The sequence below is a fragment of the Belliella alkalica genome (assembly GCF_022549785.1).
In the GTDB taxonomy this organism is placed as follows: Bacteria; Bacteroidota; Bacteroidia; order Cytophagales; family Cyclobacteriaceae; genus Belliella; species Belliella alkalica.
The window spans coordinates 1-23,136 of sequence record NZ_JAKZGO010000032.1 but is presented as its reverse complement, the minus strand read 5'-3'; the positions used below and the strand labels follow the sequence as shown (position 1 = coordinate 23,136).

At 36.0% G+C, this 23,136-nt stretch carries 17 protein-coding genes and 2 tRNA genes; 3 read left to right on the top strand and 16 right to left on the bottom strand.

What is annotated here, in order from left to right:
* Positions 1 to 833: 833 nt before the first annotated feature.
* Positions 834 to 907, bottom strand: a tRNA-Arg gene (locus MM213_RS20225).
* 179 nt (positions 908 to 1,086) lie between these two features.
* Here MM213_RS20225 and MM213_RS20220 point away from each other — a divergent pair.
* Positions 1,087 to 1,824: a porin family protein gene (locus MM213_RS20220; RefSeq protein ID WP_241414702.1), complete on the top strand. Its 738-nt coding sequence runs from the start codon at positions 1,087 to 1,089 to the stop codon at positions 1,822 to 1,824.
* 322 nt (positions 1,825 to 2,146) lie between these two features.
* Here the strand turns inward: MM213_RS20220 and MM213_RS20215 are convergent, their stop codons facing one another.
* Positions 2,147 to 2,770, bottom strand: a complete 624-nt coding sequence (locus tag MM213_RS20215) for a PA-phosphatase (protein WP_241414701.1) — start codon at positions 2,768 to 2,770, stop codon at positions 2,147 to 2,149.
* Complete coding sequence (gene rpoN / locus MM213_RS20210) at positions 2,771 to 4,225, bottom strand: RNA polymerase factor sigma-54 (RefSeq protein WP_241414700.1); 1,455 nt, start codon at positions 4,223 to 4,225, stop codon at positions 2,771 to 2,773.
* 189 nt (positions 4,226 to 4,414) lie between these two features.
* Between rpoN and asnS the strand changes: the two genes are divergently transcribed.
* On the top strand, positions 4,415 to 5,866 hold the full coding sequence (asnS, locus tag MM213_RS20205; RefSeq protein WP_241414699.1) for an asparagine--tRNA ligase: 1,452 nt from the start codon (positions 4,415 to 4,417) through the stop codon (positions 5,864 to 5,866).
* Positions 5,867 to 5,998: 132 nt separating this feature from the next.
* Here asnS and MM213_RS20200 read toward each other — a convergent pair whose 3' ends face one another.
* From MM213_RS20200 to MM213_RS20140, 13 genes are all read right to left on the bottom strand, one after another.
* The gene (locus MM213_RS20200) at positions 5,999 to 7,189 is read right to left on the bottom strand and encodes an MFS transporter (protein ID WP_241414698.1); all 1,191 of its coding nucleotides are present in this window, start codon (positions 7,187 to 7,189) and stop codon (positions 5,999 to 6,001) included.
* 121 nt (positions 7,190 to 7,310) lie between these two features.
* Positions 7,311 to 8,786, bottom strand: a complete 1,476-nt coding sequence (locus MM213_RS20195) for an NAD(P)H-hydrate dehydratase (RefSeq protein WP_241414697.1) — start codon at positions 8,784 to 8,786, stop codon at positions 7,311 to 7,313.
* A gap of 1 nt (position 8,787) precedes the next feature.
* Positions 8,788 to 10,089, bottom strand: coding sequence for an MFS transporter (locus MM213_RS20190; protein WP_241414696.1), 1,302 nt, complete (start codon positions 10,087 to 10,089; stop codon positions 8,788 to 8,790).
* 145 nt (positions 10,090 to 10,234) lie between these two features.
* Positions 10,235 to 10,693 (bottom strand): ExbD/TolR family protein, encoded by a 459-nt coding sequence (locus tag MM213_RS20185; RefSeq protein WP_241414695.1) that lies wholly within the window; start codon positions 10,691 to 10,693, stop codon positions 10,235 to 10,237.
* A gap of 1 nt (position 10,694) precedes the next feature.
* Positions 10,695 to 11,336, bottom strand: a complete 642-nt coding sequence (locus MM213_RS20180) for an ExbD/TolR family protein (RefSeq protein WP_241414694.1) — start codon at positions 11,334 to 11,336, stop codon at positions 10,695 to 10,697.
* A complete protein-coding gene (locus MM213_RS20175; protein WP_241414693.1) occupies positions 11,336 to 11,665 on the bottom strand; it encodes a hypothetical protein in 330 nt (109 codons plus the stop codon). Before MM213_RS20175 ends, MM213_RS20180 begins: the two co-directional genes overlap by 1 nt.
* A gap of 58 nt (positions 11,666 to 11,723) precedes the next feature.
* On the bottom strand, positions 11,724 to 12,533 hold the full coding sequence (locus MM213_RS20170) for a MotA/TolQ/ExbB proton channel family protein (RefSeq protein WP_241414692.1): 810 nt from the start codon (positions 12,531 to 12,533) through the stop codon (positions 11,724 to 11,726).
* A 1,549-nt stretch (positions 12,534 to 14,082) separates the two neighbouring features.
* Positions 14,083 to 15,798 (bottom strand): gamma-glutamyltransferase, encoded by a 1,716-nt coding sequence (gene ggt, locus MM213_RS20165; protein ID WP_241414691.1) that lies wholly within the window; start codon positions 15,796 to 15,798, stop codon positions 14,083 to 14,085.
* A 32-nt stretch (positions 15,799 to 15,830) separates the two neighbouring features.
* The gene (locus MM213_RS20160; RefSeq protein WP_241414690.1) at positions 15,831 to 17,423 is read right to left on the bottom strand and encodes an N-acyl-D-amino-acid deacylase family protein; all 1,593 of its coding nucleotides are present in this window, start codon (positions 17,421 to 17,423) and stop codon (positions 15,831 to 15,833) included.
* The gene (locus MM213_RS20155; RefSeq protein ID WP_241414689.1) at positions 17,420 to 18,928 is read right to left on the bottom strand and encodes a glutamate racemase; all 1,509 of its coding nucleotides are present in this window, start codon (positions 18,926 to 18,928) and stop codon (positions 17,420 to 17,422) included. The genes MM213_RS20160 and MM213_RS20155 overlap by 4 nt, the downstream gene beginning before the upstream one ends.
* 40 nt (positions 18,929 to 18,968) lie before the next feature.
* On the bottom strand, positions 18,969 to 19,241 hold the full coding sequence (locus MM213_RS20150) for a hypothetical protein (RefSeq protein WP_241414688.1): 273 nt from the start codon (positions 19,239 to 19,241) through the stop codon (positions 18,969 to 18,971).
* A 798-nt stretch (positions 19,242 to 20,039) separates the two neighbouring features.
* Positions 20,040 to 20,112, bottom strand: a tRNA-Met gene (locus tag MM213_RS20145).
* Positions 20,113 to 20,435: 323 nt separating this feature from the next.
* Positions 20,436 to 21,974 carry a SulP family inorganic anion transporter gene (locus tag MM213_RS20140; RefSeq protein WP_241414687.1) on the bottom strand — a complete coding sequence of 513 codons (1,539 nt, stop codon included), beginning with the start codon at positions 21,972 to 21,974 and terminating at the stop codon, positions 20,436 to 20,438.
* A 449-nt stretch (positions 21,975 to 22,423) separates the two neighbouring features.
* Here MM213_RS20140 and MM213_RS20135 point away from each other — a divergent pair, with 449 nt between their 5' ends.
* Positions 22,424 to 22,939: a class I SAM-dependent methyltransferase gene (locus MM213_RS20135; protein WP_241414686.1), complete on the top strand. Its 516-nt coding sequence runs from the start codon at positions 22,424 to 22,426 to the stop codon at positions 22,937 to 22,939.
* The last annotated feature ends 197 nt before the right edge of the window (positions 22,940 to 23,136 follow it).

The window sequence follows — 23,136 nt, the reverse complement described above, 5'->3', positions numbered from 1 at the left end:
CATCCTGAGCCAGGATCAAACTCTCCATTGTAAAGTTTTTTGTAGAGATCTTTATAATCTCTTTGTTCCTGACGCCAATGGATATATATTCTCTATCTATTATTGCGAAACTAGCCCTAAGGCTTTGTCTCTGTCTCTTTGTCTTACAGTACTTCAATGAACTTATACACCGACTTTCCGGTGTCTTGAAACCCTCTCAGGCCTATTCCACAAACCCTCTTCCGAGTTGGGTTTGCAAAGGTAGAAATAGAATTTAATTTTGCAAAAATTATTTTTGATAAAATTAAATTATTTTTTCTCCTCTTTTTGAACAAAAATTAAAATTTCATTCTGTTTTTTAATTGCTGTTTCCCTCGTTTGGGAGTGCAAATGTGAACTTCTTTTTTTTATCCTGCAAACTTTAAAAAGAATATTTATTAAAATTATTTTTAAGGCTTGAATTTCAATTAGATAAATTTTCAAAGCTTCATAACATATTATGATATTCAAATCTTTTATGAATTACAAACATTGAAAACAATGCGATTTCAATCATTAAGCTTCCAAACTTCTATTGGAAACCAATTTAACAATTAACCTTTTATTTCTTTACTCTGAGAAAATGGAGGTGCAAGATTTCCTTTTGACAAAACTCAAAACGATTATGTATTATCGGAGTGAGCTTATGAGATAGTCTCTATCAAACTTTAAATGACAGATCCTAATCTAACAAAAGGATTAAGTGTGTTCTCGTCAGGATTCATATACCGATGCTCGATGCCGTCCCTGCAACTTTCTGAGAAATGTTTGTTTATTTCTCAAACAAAATCCTATTCTTGTAAGGGGATTAAGTGTGACCTCGTCAGGATTCAAACCTGAAACCTCCTGAGCCGTAATCAGGTGCTCTATTCAGTTGAGCTACGAGGCCATAATTGGGATTGCAAATGTAGATATGATTTTTATAATTACAAAGAAGCTACCAAAGGTTTTTTTGATTAAGTTAATGTTAGACAAATTACCAATTAAGAATAATTAAGATAAAAAGGACTATAAATCGCTGATGTTTTTATAATTTAGCCGCTCAAATTAAATACAACGACATCTTTCATGAAAAGACTTATTCTAATATTGATAGGAGGATTAATTACATTAAGTGTATCAGCTCAAGAACGAACCAAAACTCCAATCGGAGGAAGACCAGATGTAAAAGGTGATCTTTTTTTAGATTTTGGATTCAATACACTAAATAATAAGCCTGATGAATTAAAAACTCGATTTATCCCTTCCAGAACTTTTAATGTGTATTACCAATATCCCATAAACATTTTTGGAGAAGGGTCTGGCTTTACATTTAACCCAGGAATCGGAATAGGCACTGACAAAATGGCATTTACAGAAAACAAAACTTTGTTTAACAACCCTGCCGTTGGCCCTGAGTCAAGTCAACTTTTGGAAATAACGGATGTCTATGGAGACAATATCAGAATCAGCAAAAACAATGTTGCTGTTAATTACTTTGATATTCCCTTAGAATTTAGATATCATTTTAATAGAAACAATTACCAGAAAAGTATGAAAGTAGCTTTTGGCGGTAAAGTTGGTTTTTTGATGAATTCTCACACCAAAATCGCTTATGAAGATGAAAATGGCTTAGAAAGAAAAGTAAAAGACAGGCAAAATTATGGAATAGCACCAATTCGATATGGCTTGACGGCAAGATTGGGCTTTTCTGGCTTCAATGTATGGGGTTATTATGGTCTCAACCAAGTGTTCCAGAAGGATAAAGGTCCATTCTCAACACAAGCTAATCAAATCAACTTCGGAATCTCTGTAGCTCTTTTCTAAAATTCACAATAGTATTCAGTTCGATAAAAAAATTTTCGATTTTAAATCATTGAAAAAGTATCATTGATATTCACTTTAAATGTTTATTGATGAAAATAGCTTGGATATATGGAACTATCCCTGTAACGATAGAGAAAACTGATTTACCTTCGCTCAGATATTAATTGATATTAGATCCGCCGCCTCGGAGAGGCTCTTCCTAAATGTTGAGTATGAACTAGCAAGCAACCATGAAATTGAAGCAAATAGCAAAGAGGCGGGAATTCATAAAAAAAATAGAGTCAATAACAAAAAAACCGGCATTAGTCGGTTTTTTTTATGTCTACAACCAAACGAAATAAAAAGACCCGAAGCATACCCCAAAGCCTAACAATAAACCTCCAAGAACTTGCAAGGGAGTGTGTGCATTGAGGTAGAGTCTAGCAGTTCCTAAGATTCCTGTTAATATAATTACAGACAACACTAGGTTCAAAAGATTATTGCCCTGAACCATCATACTGAAAGCTAACACTATTCCAAGCAGCCCCCCTACTCCCATCATGTGGGCACTGATTTTCCAAAAATAACTGATACTCGTCAGTAATACCAAGCAAATTGATATGACAAACAAGGCAAAAATAAGCTTGTAATCCAGCCAATCTTTTTGATAAAAAAAGTAAGCAGTCACCAGATAAAGTAGAGTAATGATCGAAAATGGAAATACTCTGTCCCTATGGTTTTCCATATGTAGTGAGGGGATAGCTTTGGTGAAGCGCATTACTAAAATGATCCCCAAAGGAATAAATAAAGTATTTGCTGAAACCACGAACAAAACTAACGCCTTATTTATTCCTCCTATTGCTATTTCGGTTTGGGGAAGTCCAAAAAGCATAAATACAAATATCAAGGTGGGCATTACCAAAGGCTGAAAAACCACCGAGATTAACTCACATATTTTTTTATACACTTATAATTCTTTTCTAAGTCTTGCTACAGGAATTTGAAGCTGTTCTCTGTATTTGGCTACTGTTCTTCTGGCAATATTGTAACCTTTATCATTTAACAGCTTTACAAGCTTATCGTCTGACAACGGTTTTCTTTTATTTTCCCCATCTACTAATGTTTGTAACACACTTTTGACTTCTTTGTTACTTACATCTTCACCGGAATCTGTAGCTATTCCCTCAGAGAAGAAGTACTTCAAAGGATAAATCCCAAACTCAGTCTGAATCGCCTTGCTGTTAGCTACCCTAGAAACAGTGGATATATCCATTTCAATCCTATCGGCAATATCTTTTAAGATCATAGGTTTCAACTTGGTTTCGTCACCCTCGTAAAAGAACTCTTCCTGATAATCAAGAATAGATTGCATAGTTCTCAACAATGTATGTTGCCTTTGTCTAATTGCATCAATAAACCACTTGGCAGCATCCAATTTCTGTTTTACGAAAGTGACTGTCTCTTTTAACTTCTTATCTTTTTTGTCACTTTTATCATAAGCATCAAACATCTCCGAATAAGACCTACTCACCCGAAGCTCAGGAGCATTTCTTGAATTAAGTGAAATTTCAAACTTCCCATTTACATGAGTCAATATAAAATCAGGAATTATATACTGTGTTTTCACCATTCCATCAGATATCCCTCCTGGTTTTGGGTTCAACCTTGTTATTAACTGTACTGCCTCCTTTAGATCTTCATCTTCTATATTAAGCCTCTTCTGAATTTTAGTATAGTGTTTTTTTGTGAATTCATCAAAACAATCGTTGATAATTCTAATTGCATTTTGAACATTGGGATCGTCTGGATGCTCTTTTCGCTCTAGCTGGATCAAAAGACATTCCTGTAAATTCCTTGCAGCAATTCCTGCTGGATCGAAATTTTGAATTTTTCTAAGGATCTCTTCTACTTCATCAATATCCGATTCTATATTTTGGCTAAATGCCAAATCATTAATAATAGCCTCTAAATCTCTCCTGATATAACCATCACTTTCTATGCTTCCAATCAGCTGCTTTCCAATCAGCTTTTGCGTATCATCAAGCTTCAGATACCCTAGTTGCGACAATAACTGCTCATGAAGAGAGACGCCGCCAGACAAAGGGATTTCACGATCATCATCGTCGGGAGAGTAGTTCCCATCACCTTGCATTTTATACCCCCCGTAATCCTCATTGAGATAGTCATCTATATTGACATCCCCTTCTCTTGACCCTAGATCTTCATCAAAGTTTTCCGGAAATTCTTCCTCTGGGTTTTTCTCTTCCTCATCCCTCCCCTCTTCTAACGCGGGGTTGATCTCTAGTTCCTCCTCTACCCTTGCTTCCAACTCGGCGGTCGGTACTTGAAGCAATTTGATAAACTGAATCTGCTGAGGAGACAGCTTTTGTGAAAGAACCTGACTTAAATTAAGTTTTTGCATATAGAATAAGGATGAATTGTAGTAAAAATACTATAATCTTTTACGTCTGTAAAATGTTTTTGATTTTCAAATTTAGGAAATTAGATCAAATTTTTGATAAAAAGCTTATTATATCGTTTTTTTGCATTCCACTTGTCAATTCCCAAAGATTGGGAGTAATGCAAGAATCGGATTAAACTACACGTAGTCATGGCATTCAATAAAAGAATTAAAATCAAATCACTGCTGGAAAGCGATTTTGTGGGTCAGGAAGTGACTCTAATGGGATGGGTAAGAACCAAGCGAAGTAACAAAAATGTTTCTTTTGTCGCTTTGAATGACGGGTCGACCATCAATAATTACCAAGTAGTGGCTGATCCAAATATTATTGAGGAAGAAATTTTAAAAAGAATCACTACTGGTTCGTGTATCAAAATCACCGGACAGATAGTAGCTTCTCAGGGTGCTGGACAAAATTCAGAACTTTCGGCCTCCAAAATTGAAATCTTGGGAGACGCCGATCCTGAAAAATACCCATTGCAACCAAAAAAGCACTCATTGGAATTCCTCAGAGAAATTGCTCATCTAAGAATGCGCACAAACACCTTTGGCGCTGTATTTAGAGTGAGGCATGCGCTAGCTTTTGCTGTTCACAAATATTTCAATGATAAAGGCTTCTTTTATATCCATACACCAATTATCACTGCATCAGATGCTGAAGGTGCTGGAGAGACATTTAAGGTGACTACCTTGGACATGAAAAACCCGCCTTTGACGGAAGATGGCAAAATCGATTATAAAGAAGATTTCTTTGAAAGAGAAACGAATTTGACTGTATCAGGCCAATTGGAGGGAGAGTTGGCTGCGATGGCACTTGCTGAGATCTACACTTTTGGACCAACGTTCCGAGCAGAAAACTCCAATACAACAAGGCATTTGGCTGAATTTTGGATGATTGAACCTGAAATGGCATTTTATGATGCAGAAGACAATCAGGATTTAGCTGAAGACTTTCTTCAATCAGTCATTGGGTATGCTTTGGAGCATTGCAAAGACGACTTAGCTTTTCTTGACAAAAGGGCAGCTGAAGAAGAACAAAGTAAAAAAGTTGATCAAAGAAGTGAGTTAGGATTGTTAGAAAGATTACAATTTGTGACAGACAACAAGTTCGAAAGAATCACTTATACTGAAGCTGTAGAAATCCTCAGAAACTCGACACCAAACAAAAAGAAAAAATTCCAATACTTGATAAATGATTGGGGAGTAGATCTTCAGTCTGAACACGAAAGGTATTTGGTAGAGAAACATTTCAAAAAACCGGTTATACTTACAGACTATCCAAAAGAAATAAAGTCTTTCTATATGAGGCTCAATGAAGACGGAAAAACTGTAGCTGCGATGGACATCCTATTCCCTGGAATAGGTGAAATCGTAGGAGGATCACAGCGAGAGGAAAGATTGGAAAACCTTACTGCAAGAATGGAAGAAATGAATATCCCTCAAGAAGAAATGTGGTGGTATCTTGACACAAGAAGATTCGGTGCCACTCCGCATGCTGGATTTGGATTGGGTTTTGAAAGACTTGTGCAATTTGTAACTGGCATGGGAAATATCAGAGATGTGATTGCCTTTCCAAGAACTCCGGGTAATGCAGAGTTTTAATGAATAAGCATATTTACAATTTGCCAATGAAACGAAAAAAATCGGTTGACTTTGAAAAGTCAACCGATTTTTTTTTTGAAATTTCATAATTGCATTCAATCATTTTTCAAATAGATAAACACCACAGGAATCCTAGACATCCACAACTTTTATCCTTCTAATCAAAGGAATACATAGCAAACTAAAAACAATAGCAATATACCCTACCACATTAAAGTTGATGAGTTCACCATTTGCTGTTTCTGCCAAAATCAATCCTGCAACAAAAGAAGCCATTCCTGCTGCAATTTGCTGAACTGCTGAATTGAAACTGAGGAAACTACCTCTATTTTCAGGTAATGCCGTGCCGGTAATCAATGCTGATGCAGGCACCATCCTACCATTAGATGTCACAAAAAACATAGTTGAAATCAATAAGACATAAGGGATTGGAGTAGCTCCCAAATGAGTGATGACAGCTATAGGAATTACATTTAATGTCATGAATATGGTAAATATCTTGACCTTTCCATATTTATCTGTCAACTTACCTACCCAAGGTGATGTAAAGATAGTAAATGCACCACCTGCCATGTAGATATAAGTGAGCTCCATATCGGTGAAGCCTACATTTGCAACCATATAAGGACTCAAAAAAGGTATGATCATAAATTGCCCAAGCATCATCATGATGGTCAATGAAATGGCTCTCATTTGGTTTCCATTACTTGTTACTCTTCTGATTACTTGAATCGGAGTAGGTTTATTACTTTTTGTCACAATGTGATCTGTCAGTGATGGTATGAATTTGTAAATCATCCAAAATATACCTCCTGATAAAATCGCCAAGAATATGAATGGTGCATGCCAATTGGAAATACTAGCAATGAACAAACCAAAAGGCACTCCAAAAACCGAAGCTACCGAAAAGGCCGCCATCACCAAGCCCATGGCCCTCCCCCTCCTGCTGTCAGGTATGACATCTCCGATTATGGATAATATCAGAGCAGAGGTCAACCCCCCAAACAATCCTGAAATTATTCTTGCTGTCAATAAAACGATATAGTTTGGAGATAGGGCACAGGCAATAGTTCCCAAAAAGAAACCTAGAAAAACCCACATCATAATCGTTCTTCTATCATATTTATCCAGTACGAAAGCTCCCAAAAAACTACTCGCGCCAGCTGCAAAAGTATAGGAAGAGACCAATAGCCCAAATTCTCTTGGTGAAATTTCAAAAATCCGCATCAATTGAGGCCCGAGTGGCATCAAAATCATGAAGTCAACAATATGTGTAAAATTGATCGCAGCTAGCGTCCAAAGTAAAAGCTTTTCCTTGTTCATTCCAGTAAGATATCTAAGTCAAACCCTCATGGTTAGAAATAAGTTCTTTGGAATTCTCAGAAAACTTAGACTCCTGTTATCAAACATGTGTTTATAATTGATAAAAGCAGATAATTAGCATTTAGGAAATTTTCAACTCAACAAAAGTGGTTGGTATTTTTTCAATTATATCTGATGCTACCATTCCTCTCCTTTTGGATTCAGAGGCTAATTCTCCTGCCAATCCATGATGAAAAACACCACAAATAGCAGCATTTTCAGGAGTATATCCTTGACCCAAAAAAGAAGTAATCATACCAGTAAGCACGTCCCCAGAACCAGCAGTTGCCATATATTGGTTGCCGGAGGAGTTGAACAATTGCCTACCATCAGGCAGTGCAATTAAAGTATGTGCGCCTTTCAATATTAAAATGACCTCATATTTTATTGCAAAAGAAATGGCTTTTTCTATTCTCTCTGCATGATTTGCAACTTTACCTACCAGCCTTTCAAATTCTTTGACATGCGGTGTAAGTATAGAGTTCTTAGGTACTTTTTGTAACAAAAATGGATTTGAGGCTAATAGATTTATGGCATCGGCATCAATAACCATTGGTTTATTGAAACGAATCATAATTGAAAGAAAATAATCAGGATCAATGGTATTCCCCCAACCTGATCCAATTCCTATGGCATCCATTTCAGCAAGATCTGTGTTTGACTTGACCTGATAAAGCATGATTTCATTATAAGGAACTTGAATGCCTATACTGTCCTCAAATTCCGGGGCACAAGAAACCAAACCCGAACCAGTTCTCAGTGCTGCATAAGAAGATAAAAACAATGCTCCAAGTTTCCCTGGAGCTCCTCCAATAAAAAGAACCCTTCCAAAATCACCCTTGTGACTAAACCTGTGGAAAAATCTATGTCTGCTGGAAATATCTTGTTTCCGTATATAGAATGCCTTTTTACTGAAATCCTGAAGAAATCCATCTTCAATACCTATATCGATGATATGAAGATCTCCAGTAAATTGAATATGCTCTGGAAACAATAAGCTAAGTTTAGGAAATTGAAATGTGACAGTATGATCCGAATGAAATACTTGTCCGGTCGTAACTGAATCCGATGGCAAGCCTGATGGTAAATCAATAGCAATACGAGTTGCAAGAGAACTATTCAATTCACATATCAAATCACTAATTGGCCCTTCTAAAACTCTGCTTAAACCAACCCCAAATATAGCGTCTATTATGATACCCCCATCCTCAATTTTCTTATCCCATTTTTCGAAATTGGTTGCAGAAATATTTTTTGGCAATCTCTCAAAATTGGCCTGGAAATCATTTGAACAATCTTTTTCATTTTTCAGGTAAAAAACATTTATGGAATATCCATTTTCACTTAACAGCCTAGCTATGGCAAGTCCATCACCACCATTATTTCCAGGACCACAAAAAATATAGATTTGAACTTCTTTATCTTCGAAAACACCATAAAACCAATTTGTAAAAGCGTTAGCCGCTTGCTCCATTAAGTCTAAAGATAGAATACCTTTAGACAAGATGAATTCTTGATCAAGTTCTTTAATACTTTCCCCTACGAGTATTGGCAACATATCACACATTGACTGGTTTTTCAAAATCACTTTTGGGTATTTTTAATAAAAATAGAAAACCTAAACCAACAAAGAAAAATAATCCTAAAGCTAAAGAGCTATTTCTCATATTTCCTGTAAGTTGCTCGATAAAGCCATAGGAGAATGTCCCGAAAACAATTGCTATCTTTTCAGTCACGTCAAAAAAGCTAAAGTAAGAAGCATGATCCGTAGTTTCTTTAGGAATCAATTTGGAATAAGTAGATCTTGAAAGAGACTGAATACCTCCCATTACCATTCCTACTACAAATGCTAAAGCGAAGAATTGATATTCTGTATTGACAAAATAAGCGCCAATACAAATAAAGACCCAAATAAAAACCATAATAACAAGCGAACGCTTGTTGCCATAAATTTTAGAAATATAAGCAAACAAATAACTGCCTCCAATGGCTACAATTTGAATAATAAGAATTGTAATTATCAACATATCACCAGGCAACCCCAATTCTTTATCCCCAAAAGTTGCTGCCAAGTACATGACTGTTTGAACTCCCATACTGTAAAAGAGAAAGGCAGTAAGAAATCTTGTCATTACTTTGGAAGATTTCACTTTGAAATAAACTTCTCTTATTTCTTTATAACCTCTTAAAAGGAATTCCTTATCAACTTGTTTCTTATAAGGATTATTTGGCAAATGCTTAAAGGTGATTTGAGAAAAACCTGCCCACCAAACACCTGTAATCAAAAAAGACCATCTTGCAGCTTGCCCACCATCAGACAGTCCAAATAATTCTGGAGCCTCAATCATCACTAAATTCAAGATTAATAAAATAACACTACCTATGTATCCTAAAGAGTACCCTTTGGCACTTAAAAAATCAAATTCATCCTCAGTGGCTATTTCAGGCAAAAAGGCATTATAAAAAACAATACTACCTGCATACCCTATACTTGCCATCATGGCACAAATGATCCCATACTCTAAATTATCTCCTTCAAAAAAGAATAGCCCAACACAAGAAATAGAACCTAAATACGCAAAGAACTTCATAAAAAAGAGCTTCTTTCCTCCTGAGTCAGCTATACCAGAGAGAAGTGGCGAAATCAAAGCAATTACCAAGTATGAAAATGAAATTGAATATGAATAGAGGACGGTATTGACAATTTCAAAACCAAAAAAATCGACTAAATCACCTCTATCTTCGGACTTGGTAACACTGTTGAAATATACCGGGAAAATGGTAGAAGTGATGACCAAACTATAGACTGAATTGGCCCAATCATACATTGCCCAAGCGGATTGAATTTTCTTTTTACTCATAAACAAAGTGCAATTTTTCTCAAAGCTAAAAGAATATTTTGAGTGAATTAAAAATTGATAGGATTTTCAAAGTATCAATTTATAAATAGAAAAAGCCACTCTTTATAGAGTGGCTCAATCTAAAATATTAGAAATTGGGAAATTATTAATCCAACTTACCTACAGAAGCATAAAGTACTCTTCGTGCATCTACTTCTCTCAATTCAAATTGAATATCAGAGATTGGACCCATTTTAACTTCTCTATCTGCTTTCAAAGAAATAGTCAACATTTCTCTTTCAGATTCAGACCTTTTATCTTTCTCTTGGTTGACCCAAAGCGCAATATCAGTTGTATTTATAAGGGCATCATTAGCCTGAATTCTAGGCTCTGAACCATACAAAGCAGTGTTCTTTGGTTTACCTATATAAAGATATGATATCAACGTCTTTTTCTCCAACTTTTGAAGCTGAGTAGCTTCCGGGATTTTTTGATCGACCAACATTGTATTTTCTCTCAAAACAGTAGTAGTCATGAAGAAAAACAAAAGCATAAAGATAATGTCAGGTAGTGCAGAGGTAGGGATATTCTCCGAAACCTTGTTCTTTTTCTTAAATTTTGACATATTAGTTACCTCCTGATTTATCTGGTTCTGCAATTGATATCGCCATTGGTAAATCTGCTTTACCTCTATCTATAAGTTCTTTTTCAGCGGCGTTTTTACCAGACAGTGCTCTGTATTGCTCTGCCGTAATACCAACTCTCTCAGCATAAATTTCAAAATATGCTTTTTTCACCTGATCCAAAACTTGAAGATATACATCATAAGATGTACCACGGTTAGTCTTAATTGAAACTACTGCACCGCCTGTCAAAGGATGATCAGACGACTTAGGGTCTCTGTTTGCTTGTGACTTTAAAGATTCAGGAAGACTATTATATAGTGCGATAGCGTCTGCGTTAGGAGCGCCAAAGTTTAGTATAAAAGCCTTAACATCATCCGACAAGCTATTAGTATTGTCTAAATACTCACCTTCCACCAACAACTGATCATTTGCATTGACCAAAATATTGAAAATATTTCTCTCGTTAAGAGGTATTTCCGGTGGTGGTACGTTCGGGTCTTGCTTTGGAGGCAAGATATTGAGAATACCTTTATCCGAAGCAATTGTAGTAGTTACAAGCCAGAAGATCAAAAGCAAGAAGGCTATATCAGCCATCGACCCTGCATTTACCTCCTGCGCCATTCTGCCTCTTTTGCTAGCCATTACCTGATTGCTTTATTAAGTTCAGTAAATACGATACCTACTAATGCAACTATAGCTAATATATAAGTGGTCACTAACATACCTCCAACGAATTTCGTTAGTGTAGGAGTCATGTAAAATGGATCACCAATATACTTGGGAGCTACTTCGCTGTCAGCAGTACTGAATGCTATTAGGAAAATTACACCTAACACAACCACTCCTGCTGCGGTTTTTGCAAGACTTTTAGGATTATCTAGAGATTTGATCAAAGGCATAATTATTGCCACAATCGCACCAACGATAATCAATAAGTAAGATACGTATAAGAAAATATCTATAGAATCCATATTGAATTATTGCTAAAGTTATAAATAATTAATAGTTGAAACTATAATCAACCAGTAATTACTTAGTCAATTTATGCTTCACTAGGATATCTACCAAAGAGATAGAAGCATCCTCCATGTCGTTTACCAAAGAATCGATCTTTGAGACACAGTAGTTATAGAACAATTGAAGGATAATCGCAACGATCAAACCCGCAACTGTCGTCAAGAGTGCTACCTTGATACCACCTGCTACCAATGACGGAGAGATGTCACCTGCTGCTTCAATTGCATCAAATGCTGAGATCATACCAATTACAGTACCCATGAAACCAAGCATTGGAGCAAGAGAGATGAAAAGTGAGATCCAAACTAGACCTTTTTCCAATCTACCCATTTCAACAGAACCATAAGCAATGATTGACTTCTCAACCATTTCGATACCTTCAGAGTATCTCATTAAGCCTTGTGTAAAGATAGATGCAACTGGACCTTTTGTGCTCTTGGTTACATCTTTTGCAGCTTCGATACCACCTTGTTCTAAAGCTTCTTCAACTTTCGCAAGTAACTTCTTAGTGTTGGTTGTAGAAAGATTCAATGTCACGATTCTTTCCAAAGAAACTGCAAGACCTAAGATCAAACAAATAAGTACCGGAGACATAAAAGTAGTACCACCCTCAATGAATTTCTCCTTGATTACTTGGTGAAAACCTTTGTCTTCTTCGATGATTTCATCATCAACAATAACAGGAGCAGTATCTGCTTCAACTGCTTCAACAATTTCTGTTGTGTCATTTTCTGCAGAATCTTGGTCTGCGTCTTGAGCTTTCGAGATAACCGGAGATAAAAGGATTCCGGATAGCATGAATAAAGCGATTAACTTTTTCATAATGTAGATTTTAATAGACTTTAAATAAAGGTTAAACGGTTTCTAAATTAATATTGAATTTTAAAGTTATCATTTTTTCAATTCAAATTGCAAAGGATTGCTTCATATTTTTTTGAGAAAATAATATCAATAGGCTTTTTCAAAATCATTTCGCAAGCTAAATTATCCATTATGAAGTAATTAGGAAATTTATGCAAATGGGTTAAAACTAAATTAAATGGGAAAATATTAGTATTGATGTCATCAAGAAATTCTTTTGATGATACGCATTCCTACGCAAATATCTCGTTGAAAACTTTTTCTCAACAATAAATTAATTTTCATCTTTCACGAATGACAGATCTTCTTTGCACAAATACCATATCTATTTTTAAATTTACTTAGGCTTTGATTCGATGAACTAAAGTTATAAAAATAAAATGACATTTAAAAACACTTACAGATTAACGATTTAATTCTATTAATTAACTTTAGAAAAAAAGGTAAAAATTCAGACTTAAATCATTCATGAAATGAAACTTCAATTTGGTAAAAAGCATTGGAATGCATTATAAAATTAAAGAATATAGTTATTCGTCATGATATCAGATTGTAAATTTTCACATGAAATCATACGGATAATCGTTACTTAAAGTGAGAAGTAAAAGGGTTCATTAGTTATCGTCACGCAAATTGATCTAAAAAATTTGATTTTGTTTCGCTACTAATAAGGAAGCAGATCTGCATTTTACTTAAAAAAAGAAATGAAAAATATACAACAACCCATATCATCAATCTAGAAACTTAATAATTCGTGTGAGAAATTAAAAAGAATATCAGTAATACAAGTATTTGCGAGGAGCATCATAAAAAATACAATTGCTTTCTTTCAAAAAGCATCTAGATTTAAGCCTAATTTCGATACATTTCAAAATATAAAAACCTAACTTATTTATGTTGAATAGGTTAGGTTTTATTTTGCAGAGAGGAAGGGATTCGAACCAAACCTCTAAACGCATGATTATTAGACACTTATATTCTTTTTTCAAAATCTACTACACGAACTACGAACAGCCAATTTTAGGTAATTTTGAAACATTAAATTACTTAAAAAATTATTTTAATCAAAATTTAAACTATACAATTGATAGAAATACTGAATCAATTGAGTGATTTTTTAGTATACTTGATTGGCTCCTTTTTCATTTTATCAATTTCCACATAGTTTTAGTGTTCTTTCCCCCAATATTTACAAATTTTTGTAGATCCTCCAATAGCTTATTTATTTAAAAAGTCCAAAAACAAAGGCTTTTAACTAAACTTACAGATTTAAAAAAACTCACACCAAAAAGCTGTGAGTTTTTTTTGTAATTAAATTACTATTGCTAAGTATTTGAATTTGAATCCACCTGATATAGTGAATTACTCTATTACTTAAACTAACGTATTAGAATCGCTGTGGCAAAATGACAATTAAAATATAAATTTTCTTACCAAACAACTAACTTAACATGAAGTCCATTCTAATAACGTCTCGGAGAAGAAAACGACAAAACACAGACCAAAATCTCTAAAAGCCAACTGCGTAATCATCTCCCCTTGGATCACCTGCTCCTTCCAGTTTGCCAGTTTTTCTCACCAAAATCGCATCTATCCTTCCTATATTTCCCCGATCTATAAACTTATGTCCCATACCTGCAAGTTCCTCTCTTACCTGAATGCTTATGGCATCCTTTTCTAATTGAATATCCTCTGGATACCATTGGTGGTGAAAGCGTCTTGCAGTCACTGCTTGCGACATTGACATATCATGTTCCAAAGTATTTAAGATTACCTGAAACACACTAGTTATGATGGTAGAGCCTCCTGGGGTCCCTACTACCATCTTCAATTCCCCATCTTTTTCAATTATGGTGGGTGTCATAGCGCTAAGCATCCTTTTTTCTGGTGCAATCGCATTCGCAGCCCCGCCAAGTAAGCCATATTTGTTTGGATGCCCCGGTTTCACACTAAAGTCATCCATTTCATTGTTCAATAGAAACCCTGCTCCACTCACAAAAGTCTTGGAACCATATGCTGAATTGATCGTCGTGGTTAAAGAAACTGCATTACCAAACTGGTCAATAATGCTATAATGCGTAGTCTCTTCACTTTCAAAAACCTCAACTTCAAGCGCTTTCACGTCTTTACTTGAGCTTGCCAAAGATGGGTTTATTTCGTCAGCTCTTGACTTCAGATAATTTGGGTCCAGAAGCTGGCTGATTGGAACTTCCCAAAAGTCAGGATCCCCCAAATGAGAAGCTCTATCCGCATACACTCTTCTCTCCATTTCAGTCATAAGGTGAATTGTAGATGCTGTTTGGTGTCCAGAAGATTTAAGGTCAAAGTGGCTCGCAATACCCAGCAATTGCATCAATGCTATACCTCCACTACTAGGAGGTCCCATTCCAACAATTTTGTATCCTTTGTAATCTCCAATAATAGGGTCTCTCCATACTGCTTTGTAATTTTTTAGATCTTCAAGTGTCATGATGCCTGCCCCTTGATTCATCTCCTCCACTATAAGATCAGCAGTCTCACCTTCATAGAATCCCTTTTGTCCATTTTTTTGAATTCTTTTTAAAGTCTCAGCCAATTCTATTTGAACTAACAGATCACCTTCCTTCCATTCATCTGACTTGAGCAAAGATACTTTTTCAGGAAATCTGTTGTTTTCGGTAAAATCTTTTTTGAGACTATTGTAATTTCGAGCTTGTTGTGCAGTAATCTTAAACCCAGATTCGGCAAGTTCAATCGCAGGCTGTATAAGGTCTTCAAATGGCAAAGTTCCATATTTCGAATGAGCTTCAAACATCCCTGCAACTGATCCAGGAACACCAGCAGAAGTTACCCCATACAAACTTGCATTCACATCAACATTTCCTTCTCCATCTTGGTACATATCTTCTCGGGCAAGCATAGAAGCCTTTTCTCTGAAGTCCAATGTACTATAGCTTCCTTCATTATCTCTATATACCATAAATCCCCCACCTCCAATATTTCCTGCCGATGGATATACTACTGCCAAAGCAAAATGCACTGCAAACATAGCATCTATAGCATTTCCCCCATCAGCCAATACTTTTGCGCCTACTTTAGATGCTTCAGGATGAGCACTCACCACCATGGCTTTTTCTGAAATTGCAGATTTGCCTTCCACAAAATCTATTGTTTCTTTTTTATGCTCGCAAGCAAAAACAAGAAGAAAGAGCATAGACCATACTACAATGCCGTTTAATTTAAACATCTGCATATCGTTAGAATTAAATTTATTAAGATTTATTGTTGATTTTTTCTAATTGTGATTCCTACCAATTCTCCCGAAAATTCTCCCTTATTGACCACCAGTTTTCCATTGACAAATACATATTCCATTCCTTCACTATATTCAGAAGGCTGCTGAAAAGATGCGTTCTCTTTGATTTTCGTAGGGTCGAATATGATGACATCCGCGTGAAACCCTTGCTTGATGGCTCCTCTATCCTTTATTCCAAAATGAAAAGCTACATCCCATGAACTTTTTTTGATCATTTCTCCCAAACTTATAACCTGATCTTGGATTACATATTTTTCTATTTTTCGTGAAAATGACCCAAACTTCCTTGGGTGCCCCACCACACCATCTGAGCCCGTAAACACCCAATCTTGCTTCATAAAATGAATTAAATCAGATTCTTTCATATTAAAAGAAACTACCCTGACGCCAGCGGCTTTTTGTAATATCTCTATTACTAATTGTTCTGCAGGCATTCCATATTTATCACTCAGCTTATCCAAAGAATGATCATGATATTCCTTCAAATCCTCAGCACTAATTATCAAAGAAGCTTCGCCTCCCCTACGCCTGATATTTTCTTTGATTTCAAGTAAAATTCGATCTCTTAAGCTTGGTTCTTCCAACCTCTCCAACAACGCATCATATCCGCCATCTTCAGCCCATCTGGGAATCAATGCAGCAATCAGGCTAGTTCTAGAAGCTATATATGGGTATTGATTTGCAGTAATTTCCAGTCCTTCATTTTTGGCTTGTTCGATCATTTCGATTACCTGACCACTAAAACCCCACACATCTGAGCCTAATGCTTTAATATGAGAAAAATGCAGAGGAATATTTGCCTTTCTACCTATATCTAATGTCTCCTTGATAGACTCTATCAAACCAATTGAATACGAACTCTCATCCCGGATATGGGTATCATATATACCTCCGTAGGAGGCAGCTACCTTGGCGAGCTCTATTACTTCTTCACTTTTGGCAAAGCTACCAGGTGCATAAAACAAGCCTGTACTCATCCCAAAAGCCCCCTCTTCCATTGCTTGCGCTATAAGAGATTTCATTTTTTCTAACTGTAGGCTATCTGGCTGAACATCCTTTATACCAAGTATCAATCTCCTCACAGTCCCATGACCAACAAAAAGAGCCACATTTGTACCTATACCATTTTCTGTCCATTGCCTAAAACTTCTATCAATTGGAAAGGGGCTTCCACCATCGTTGCCTGCGAAAACAGTCGTCACTCCTTGAAACAAAGCTGATAAATTTTGATTTTTGTCTGGGCTGGAAAGGTCAGATTCCAAATGTGTATGTGGATCAATAAAGCCCGGTGCCAAAACCAATCCTGAAGCATCTATGTATTCGGCATTCTTTAAACCTTGAGATCGGGTTTCTTCACTATCCAATAAAACTATTTTCCCTTCTGAAATCAAAACATTTACTTTATTCGGATTTACAGAAATCCCATCATATACCATAGCTCCATGTATGTAATAAGACTTTCCACTATTATTTTCATGAAGAACTTGACAAAATAGGTTGTCAACACATCCCAAAATGATAGCACAAGTCAGGCAGAAACTTATAAAGTACTTCATTTGATCAAACTGTCTTTAGGTAAATCTTTCAACTTGTTGTTTTCACTATGAAAACCGATAATAGTCTGATATACAGTTGGAACAGACTCTTGTAATCTATCAAAAGTATCATCAGAAATATTTTTTCTTGAAAAAGGGACTATTTTGACATATTCCTGAATATCTCCAGCACTTCTTCCATATTTGTAATCATAGGTGAAATTTTGATTTCCTTCTGTTACTACATTTGTATTTTGGATGTTTGGTACACTTATATAAAACTCGCTGTCTGAGACTTGTCCTTTAGGATTCAATAGGTCATTTTCATTCAGAAATTGAAAAAGCTCTTCTGCAACATTCAATGCGGGGTCTACAATTTCAATGTTGGAGCTCATTAGATGTTTATACCTATAACCATCTTCATCTTGATATTCATAGAGTTCCTTTATCACGGCTTTCATTTCTTTTTCAAGATATGGATAATGTGTACATCCCAGAAGTACTACTTTGAGTGGTTTGGGATCTTTGCTAGCCTTGATTTTTTCCATCATGCTGACAAGATGATAACGTACGTAGTTTTCAGTACTATTGATCTGCAACACATCACAATCTTCGATGCTATTGCTATCACATAGCATTTTRCCATGGTCAAAATCAAAATTATAGACATCCATCAAAGTTTTGTAAATCGGAAAATCTTGATGGTTCAGCTCTGGCCCTCTATAATTTTTTCTTGGCTGGTCTGAACCARGCAAAATATAATCTGACTCTTGATCTACAGCTTCTGCGAGACCATGACCTCCTTGGTTGAAAACCTGAATATTACCTGTATAMCCTAACTTGTTTTTGTATTCCAAAATAGTATTTTCATAGCCTTTGGACGCAATAGTCCCTACAGTAGCAAAAACTGCAATTGACCCATCTTCATCAAGGGAAAATTTTTCGAGCGCTCCTTTTGCACCAGCATCAATAACCCCAATGATTTTTACAGGCAACTTTGCTTTTTGSGTAAACTCCACCAAGGCCTCCTTACCATATGCCGTTGCTGTATTGCAAGCAATGACTATAGCCTTCACCTTTTCTTTATCATTACTAAAATTTTTGGCATCTTGATCCAAGTAGTATTTCTGAGAAAATAGAAACTGGGCATCTTTGATAATGTGCTCAAGAAGTAAATCAGAATTGTTTTCAGCATAATAATTACCATAAGGCATATTTGCTTGATCTGCGAGATAAATGAATTTTTCATTGGCAAAATCTGGAATACCATCACTCCCGAAAGACCTTKTTGCATTGTTGAATTCATCAAACTCCAACACGGAGTTTAGGATCGTAAGTCCACCTGTTCCCGAATCAAAGAACCCTATTGGAAGGTCTGAGCTGATTTGATATTCTTCAGAGTTGATATAAAAAAAACTATCTTTCTGCCCAATGATGGCTTTTTCGATAGCCAAGAGTGTATTTTTCTCGGAATCTTGATTAGTATTTTGACAAGCAAAAAGTACTATGGCCAAAAATAATCCCACTAGGTTTTTTTTGTGTTTGTTAAATTTCCCCACCTTAGTTTCAATTTTTAATTGGTTTTAAAATATAATCATTGATCAAAATTGCGATATCTGAAAAGTGTTGGGAAGGTACACTCCCTTTGTACTTCGATGTCAAAACGATAATCATGTCCAGATCTGGAATGGTCATCATATATTGCCCACCAAATCCAATACCACAGTATGTTTTGTATCCCGACGCGTCAATCAACAACCACAAGTAGCCATATCCATCTATTGGGAATGGTCTACATATCCCTTGCGGAGTTACTATGAATGATATGCTCTCTTTCATCCAAGCCTAGTTGATTTTTATTTTAACGCCCAGGATTTTTGACCATCATACCTATTGTGGCATGATAAATAGGTCTAATTAAAATATTGGTACTCTCTTTATGAAAGCTAAAGGATCTACTTTCCATTGGGCTAAACGTATCCCAAATGGTTCAAAAAGGTATTTGTGTGAAAAATCCAAAAAGGACATTTCAACTATTTTGGATAAAATGACGCCTAGAAGGTGTATATCTCCTGTGCTATACCTACAGTATGCCCATTATGCATAAGCAATCTAAAACTCACTTACTACTCCCCCAGATTGAAAAATCCCTCAACCTAGTAGTTGGTATAGCGCATTAAATTGACTTTAAATGATTGCTAAATATAAGATTAACATTTTTTACTTCAAATACTTGAGATACAAAATAGATTATGGTTATTCGCAATAACACCAGCAAGTGAATTTTCACATGAAATCATGGAGAAAATCTTTTAAAATCAATGGCTTATTAGTTATCAATGCGAAAATTGATTTAGAAAACAACATTAGGTACGACTACTAGTAAGAATGCGGACATAAATTAAATTAGCTAAAAAAAGATTCTAAATGAATGTATTCTATAGGATCAAAAAAAGGGATATAATTCTATGGATTGTATCAATTCTAACTCACTTTAAACAAAAAAAGGACACTGTTTCCAGTATCCTTCGAAGTAGAGAGGAACAGGACTCGAACAAGTGTCTGTCGCGGCGGATAAGAGCCACTCCAAAAATAATGACATAAAAAAAAACCAAGCATCTCTGCTTGGTTTCGAAGTAGCGGGAACAGGACTCGAACCTGTGACCTTCGGGTTATGAGCCCGACGAGCTACCAACTGCTCCATCCCGCGATATATCTTTATTAAATCAAATCACTTTTTTGTGGACTCGAACCTGTGTCCGCCGCGGCGGATATGCGTTCTACGATTTGCCAAGGCTAATCCATCCAGCGATATATTTTTATCGATTATTTTCTTTGTTGATCAGCCATTTGCTGATATCGTGGTACAAAAGTAGTGGTATATATTCTCTTTTGCAAGTATGGATACCAATTAATTTTAAAAACAATGTCGGCTTATTTCTTCTATCTTGATTACCAATACTTTAAAAACCATTAAAAACAAGTATATCCCAAATGTGATTTTTGGGATATACAATTATTGGAATTTTAAAATCAATCCATTATGATCTTAAAGCTCGGATCGTCATCTGTGTAATTCACATTGATGATCTTTTCTGCTCGCTCTAACAAAACTCTACTAGAACTATTGAGATGTCGGATATAAACCGTCTTCCCTACCTTCTCATATCTTTCTGTCACTTTATGAATTGCATCTATTCCTGAATGATCCACGATTCTACTTTCTTTAAAATCAAGAACAATCTCATCTGGATCATTGATCGGATCGAATTTTTGCCCAAACGTCAACGCTGAAGCAAAGAACAATGGCCCGAACACTTCATAATGCTTTACCCCGTTTTCATCTATCCTTTTTCTAGTTCTGATCATTTTGGCATTTTGCCATGCAAATACCAAGGCTGAAATAATCACACCTATCAATACAGCCAAGGCAAGATTGTGAAGAAAAACCGTCACTAAAGTAACTACCACCATCACCAAAACATCATGAAATGGCACCTTCCTGAACACTTTCAACGAAGCCCACTCAAAAGTACCAATTGCTACCATAAACATCAACCCAACTAGTGCTGCCATCGGAATCATCTCTATATAAGTAGATAGGAACAAAATAAACATCAAAAGTCCGACTGAAGCGACTATTCCCGAAATCCGATTCCTTCCTCCAGCATTTACATTGATAAGTGACTGTCCGATCATCGCGCATCCACCCATACCACCAAAAAATCCCGTGGTCAAGTTTGCTATACCTTGGGCAACACACTCTTTGTTTCCATGACCTCTTGTTTCTGTAATCTCATCAATAAGTGTCAATGTCAACAAACTCTCTATCAACCCCACTCCTGCCATGATAGCTGCATAAGGAAGAATTATCATAAATGTATCCCAATTCAAAGGTACTGATGGTAAATGAAATTGTGGCAAACCTCCACTAATTGAAGCTAGGTCTCCTACTGTCCTAGTATCTATACCCCCAAAAATCACAATTATTGATACCACCAATATCGCTACAAGTGCAGAAGGAATCACAGTAGTAAGTTTTGGCAAAAATTTGATGATAACCATCGTCAAAATCACTAGGCCAATCATCATGTATAAAGTATTCCCTGTCATCCAAACTTCAATCCCCTCTGGGGTTTTGAATTTGAATTGGTCAAATTGTGCCATTGCTATCACTATCGCTAAGCCATTGACAAATCCGAACATTACAGGGTGAGGAACCAACCTGATTAGTTTGCCAAGCTTCAGCAAGCCGACCAAAATCTGTATAAGACCCATCAAAACAACTGCAGCAAATAGATACTCAACCCCGTGGGTAGCCACCAAAGCCACAACAACTACCGCAATTGCTCCTGTTGCTCCAGAAATCATCCCCGGACGACCTCCCAAAATAGAGGTGATCAAACCTATCATAAAAGCTGTATAAAGTCCAATCAACGGACTTACACCTGCAATTAAAGAAAATGCAACAGCTTCTGGCACCAAAGCCAAGGCTACTGTCAGCCCTGATAATACTTCATCTTTCAGATTTGCCTGCGTAGGTTTAAACAGGCGATAAAACATCTGTGTCATAGTGTAATATGTTTAAAAGGAATGATCTTAATAAAAGGCAATATTATGCTACCCCTAATCAGGTGATTAGCAGATTTAAATTAAAAAAAGAAATACTCAGGGTGGAGTACAAGTCATCTCTTTGCCTTGTGTTTTGTTTAAAGAAGGCGCAAAGCTAAGCTTTTTATGCTTACAATCAGAATTAAATTTTACTTTACTCTCTTTACAAAATGATTATAGCTATTCTTCCCTGAATCTTATGCTAAATCATTATAAAATTGCACTCCAAGAAAACTTAAACCCAAAAGCTCTCTATACAACTTTGGCTTTTAGATTATTTTCTTCAACTTTAAAAAATGTTTGAAAACTGCCCGCTCTGCCTATCTTCCAGCTTTAATTTTGAATGCAGGGATGAATTTACTTGTTGCCAAAATTGTGATCTGATTTTTAGGAAGCCGAAATCTCCGTTTTTGGGAAAGGGAGAAAAAGACCATTACCTAAAACATAAAAACGGCCCACAGTTCCCCGGATATGTTTCATTCTTAAAACAAGCAGTAAACCCATTGCTCTCCTATCTCCAGCCTAGCATGAAGGCTCTTGATTTCGGGTGTGGCCCAGGCCCCACAATCGATTCCATTCTTCAAGAGTATAAAATCTCTTGTGACAATTATGATCCGTTCTTTTTTCAGGACGGCATCAAGTCTTCTGAATATGACTTGATTTTTGCAACTGAATGCATAGAGCATTTCCACTTTCCAAAAAATGATTTTGACAAAATCTTCAATCTACTAAAACCACAAGGCTTTCTTTCCATCATGACTGAATTGCATCCTGGTTTGGATAAGGTTTCTGATTGGTATTACATCAAAGACCCTACGCACACCACATTTTTCTCCAACAAAACTATGAAATGGTTATCCGAAAAATTTTTGTTAAAAACTATCTACACTGATGAAAAAAGAGTAATCATTTTTCAAAAACCATAAAAAAAACCACCTCAATTTTGAAGGTGGTTTTTTTATGTAAATGACACTTGAAAACTCAGATAATCAAATCCAATTTCCTGCTAGATTTTTTTTTAACTCAAATCAAATCCCTCTATTCAACATCTGTACAACTTTCATGATCTCTTGATCGAGCATTTTGTTGACTACTTCAAAGCGTTGTTTTGAGTTTACAGATT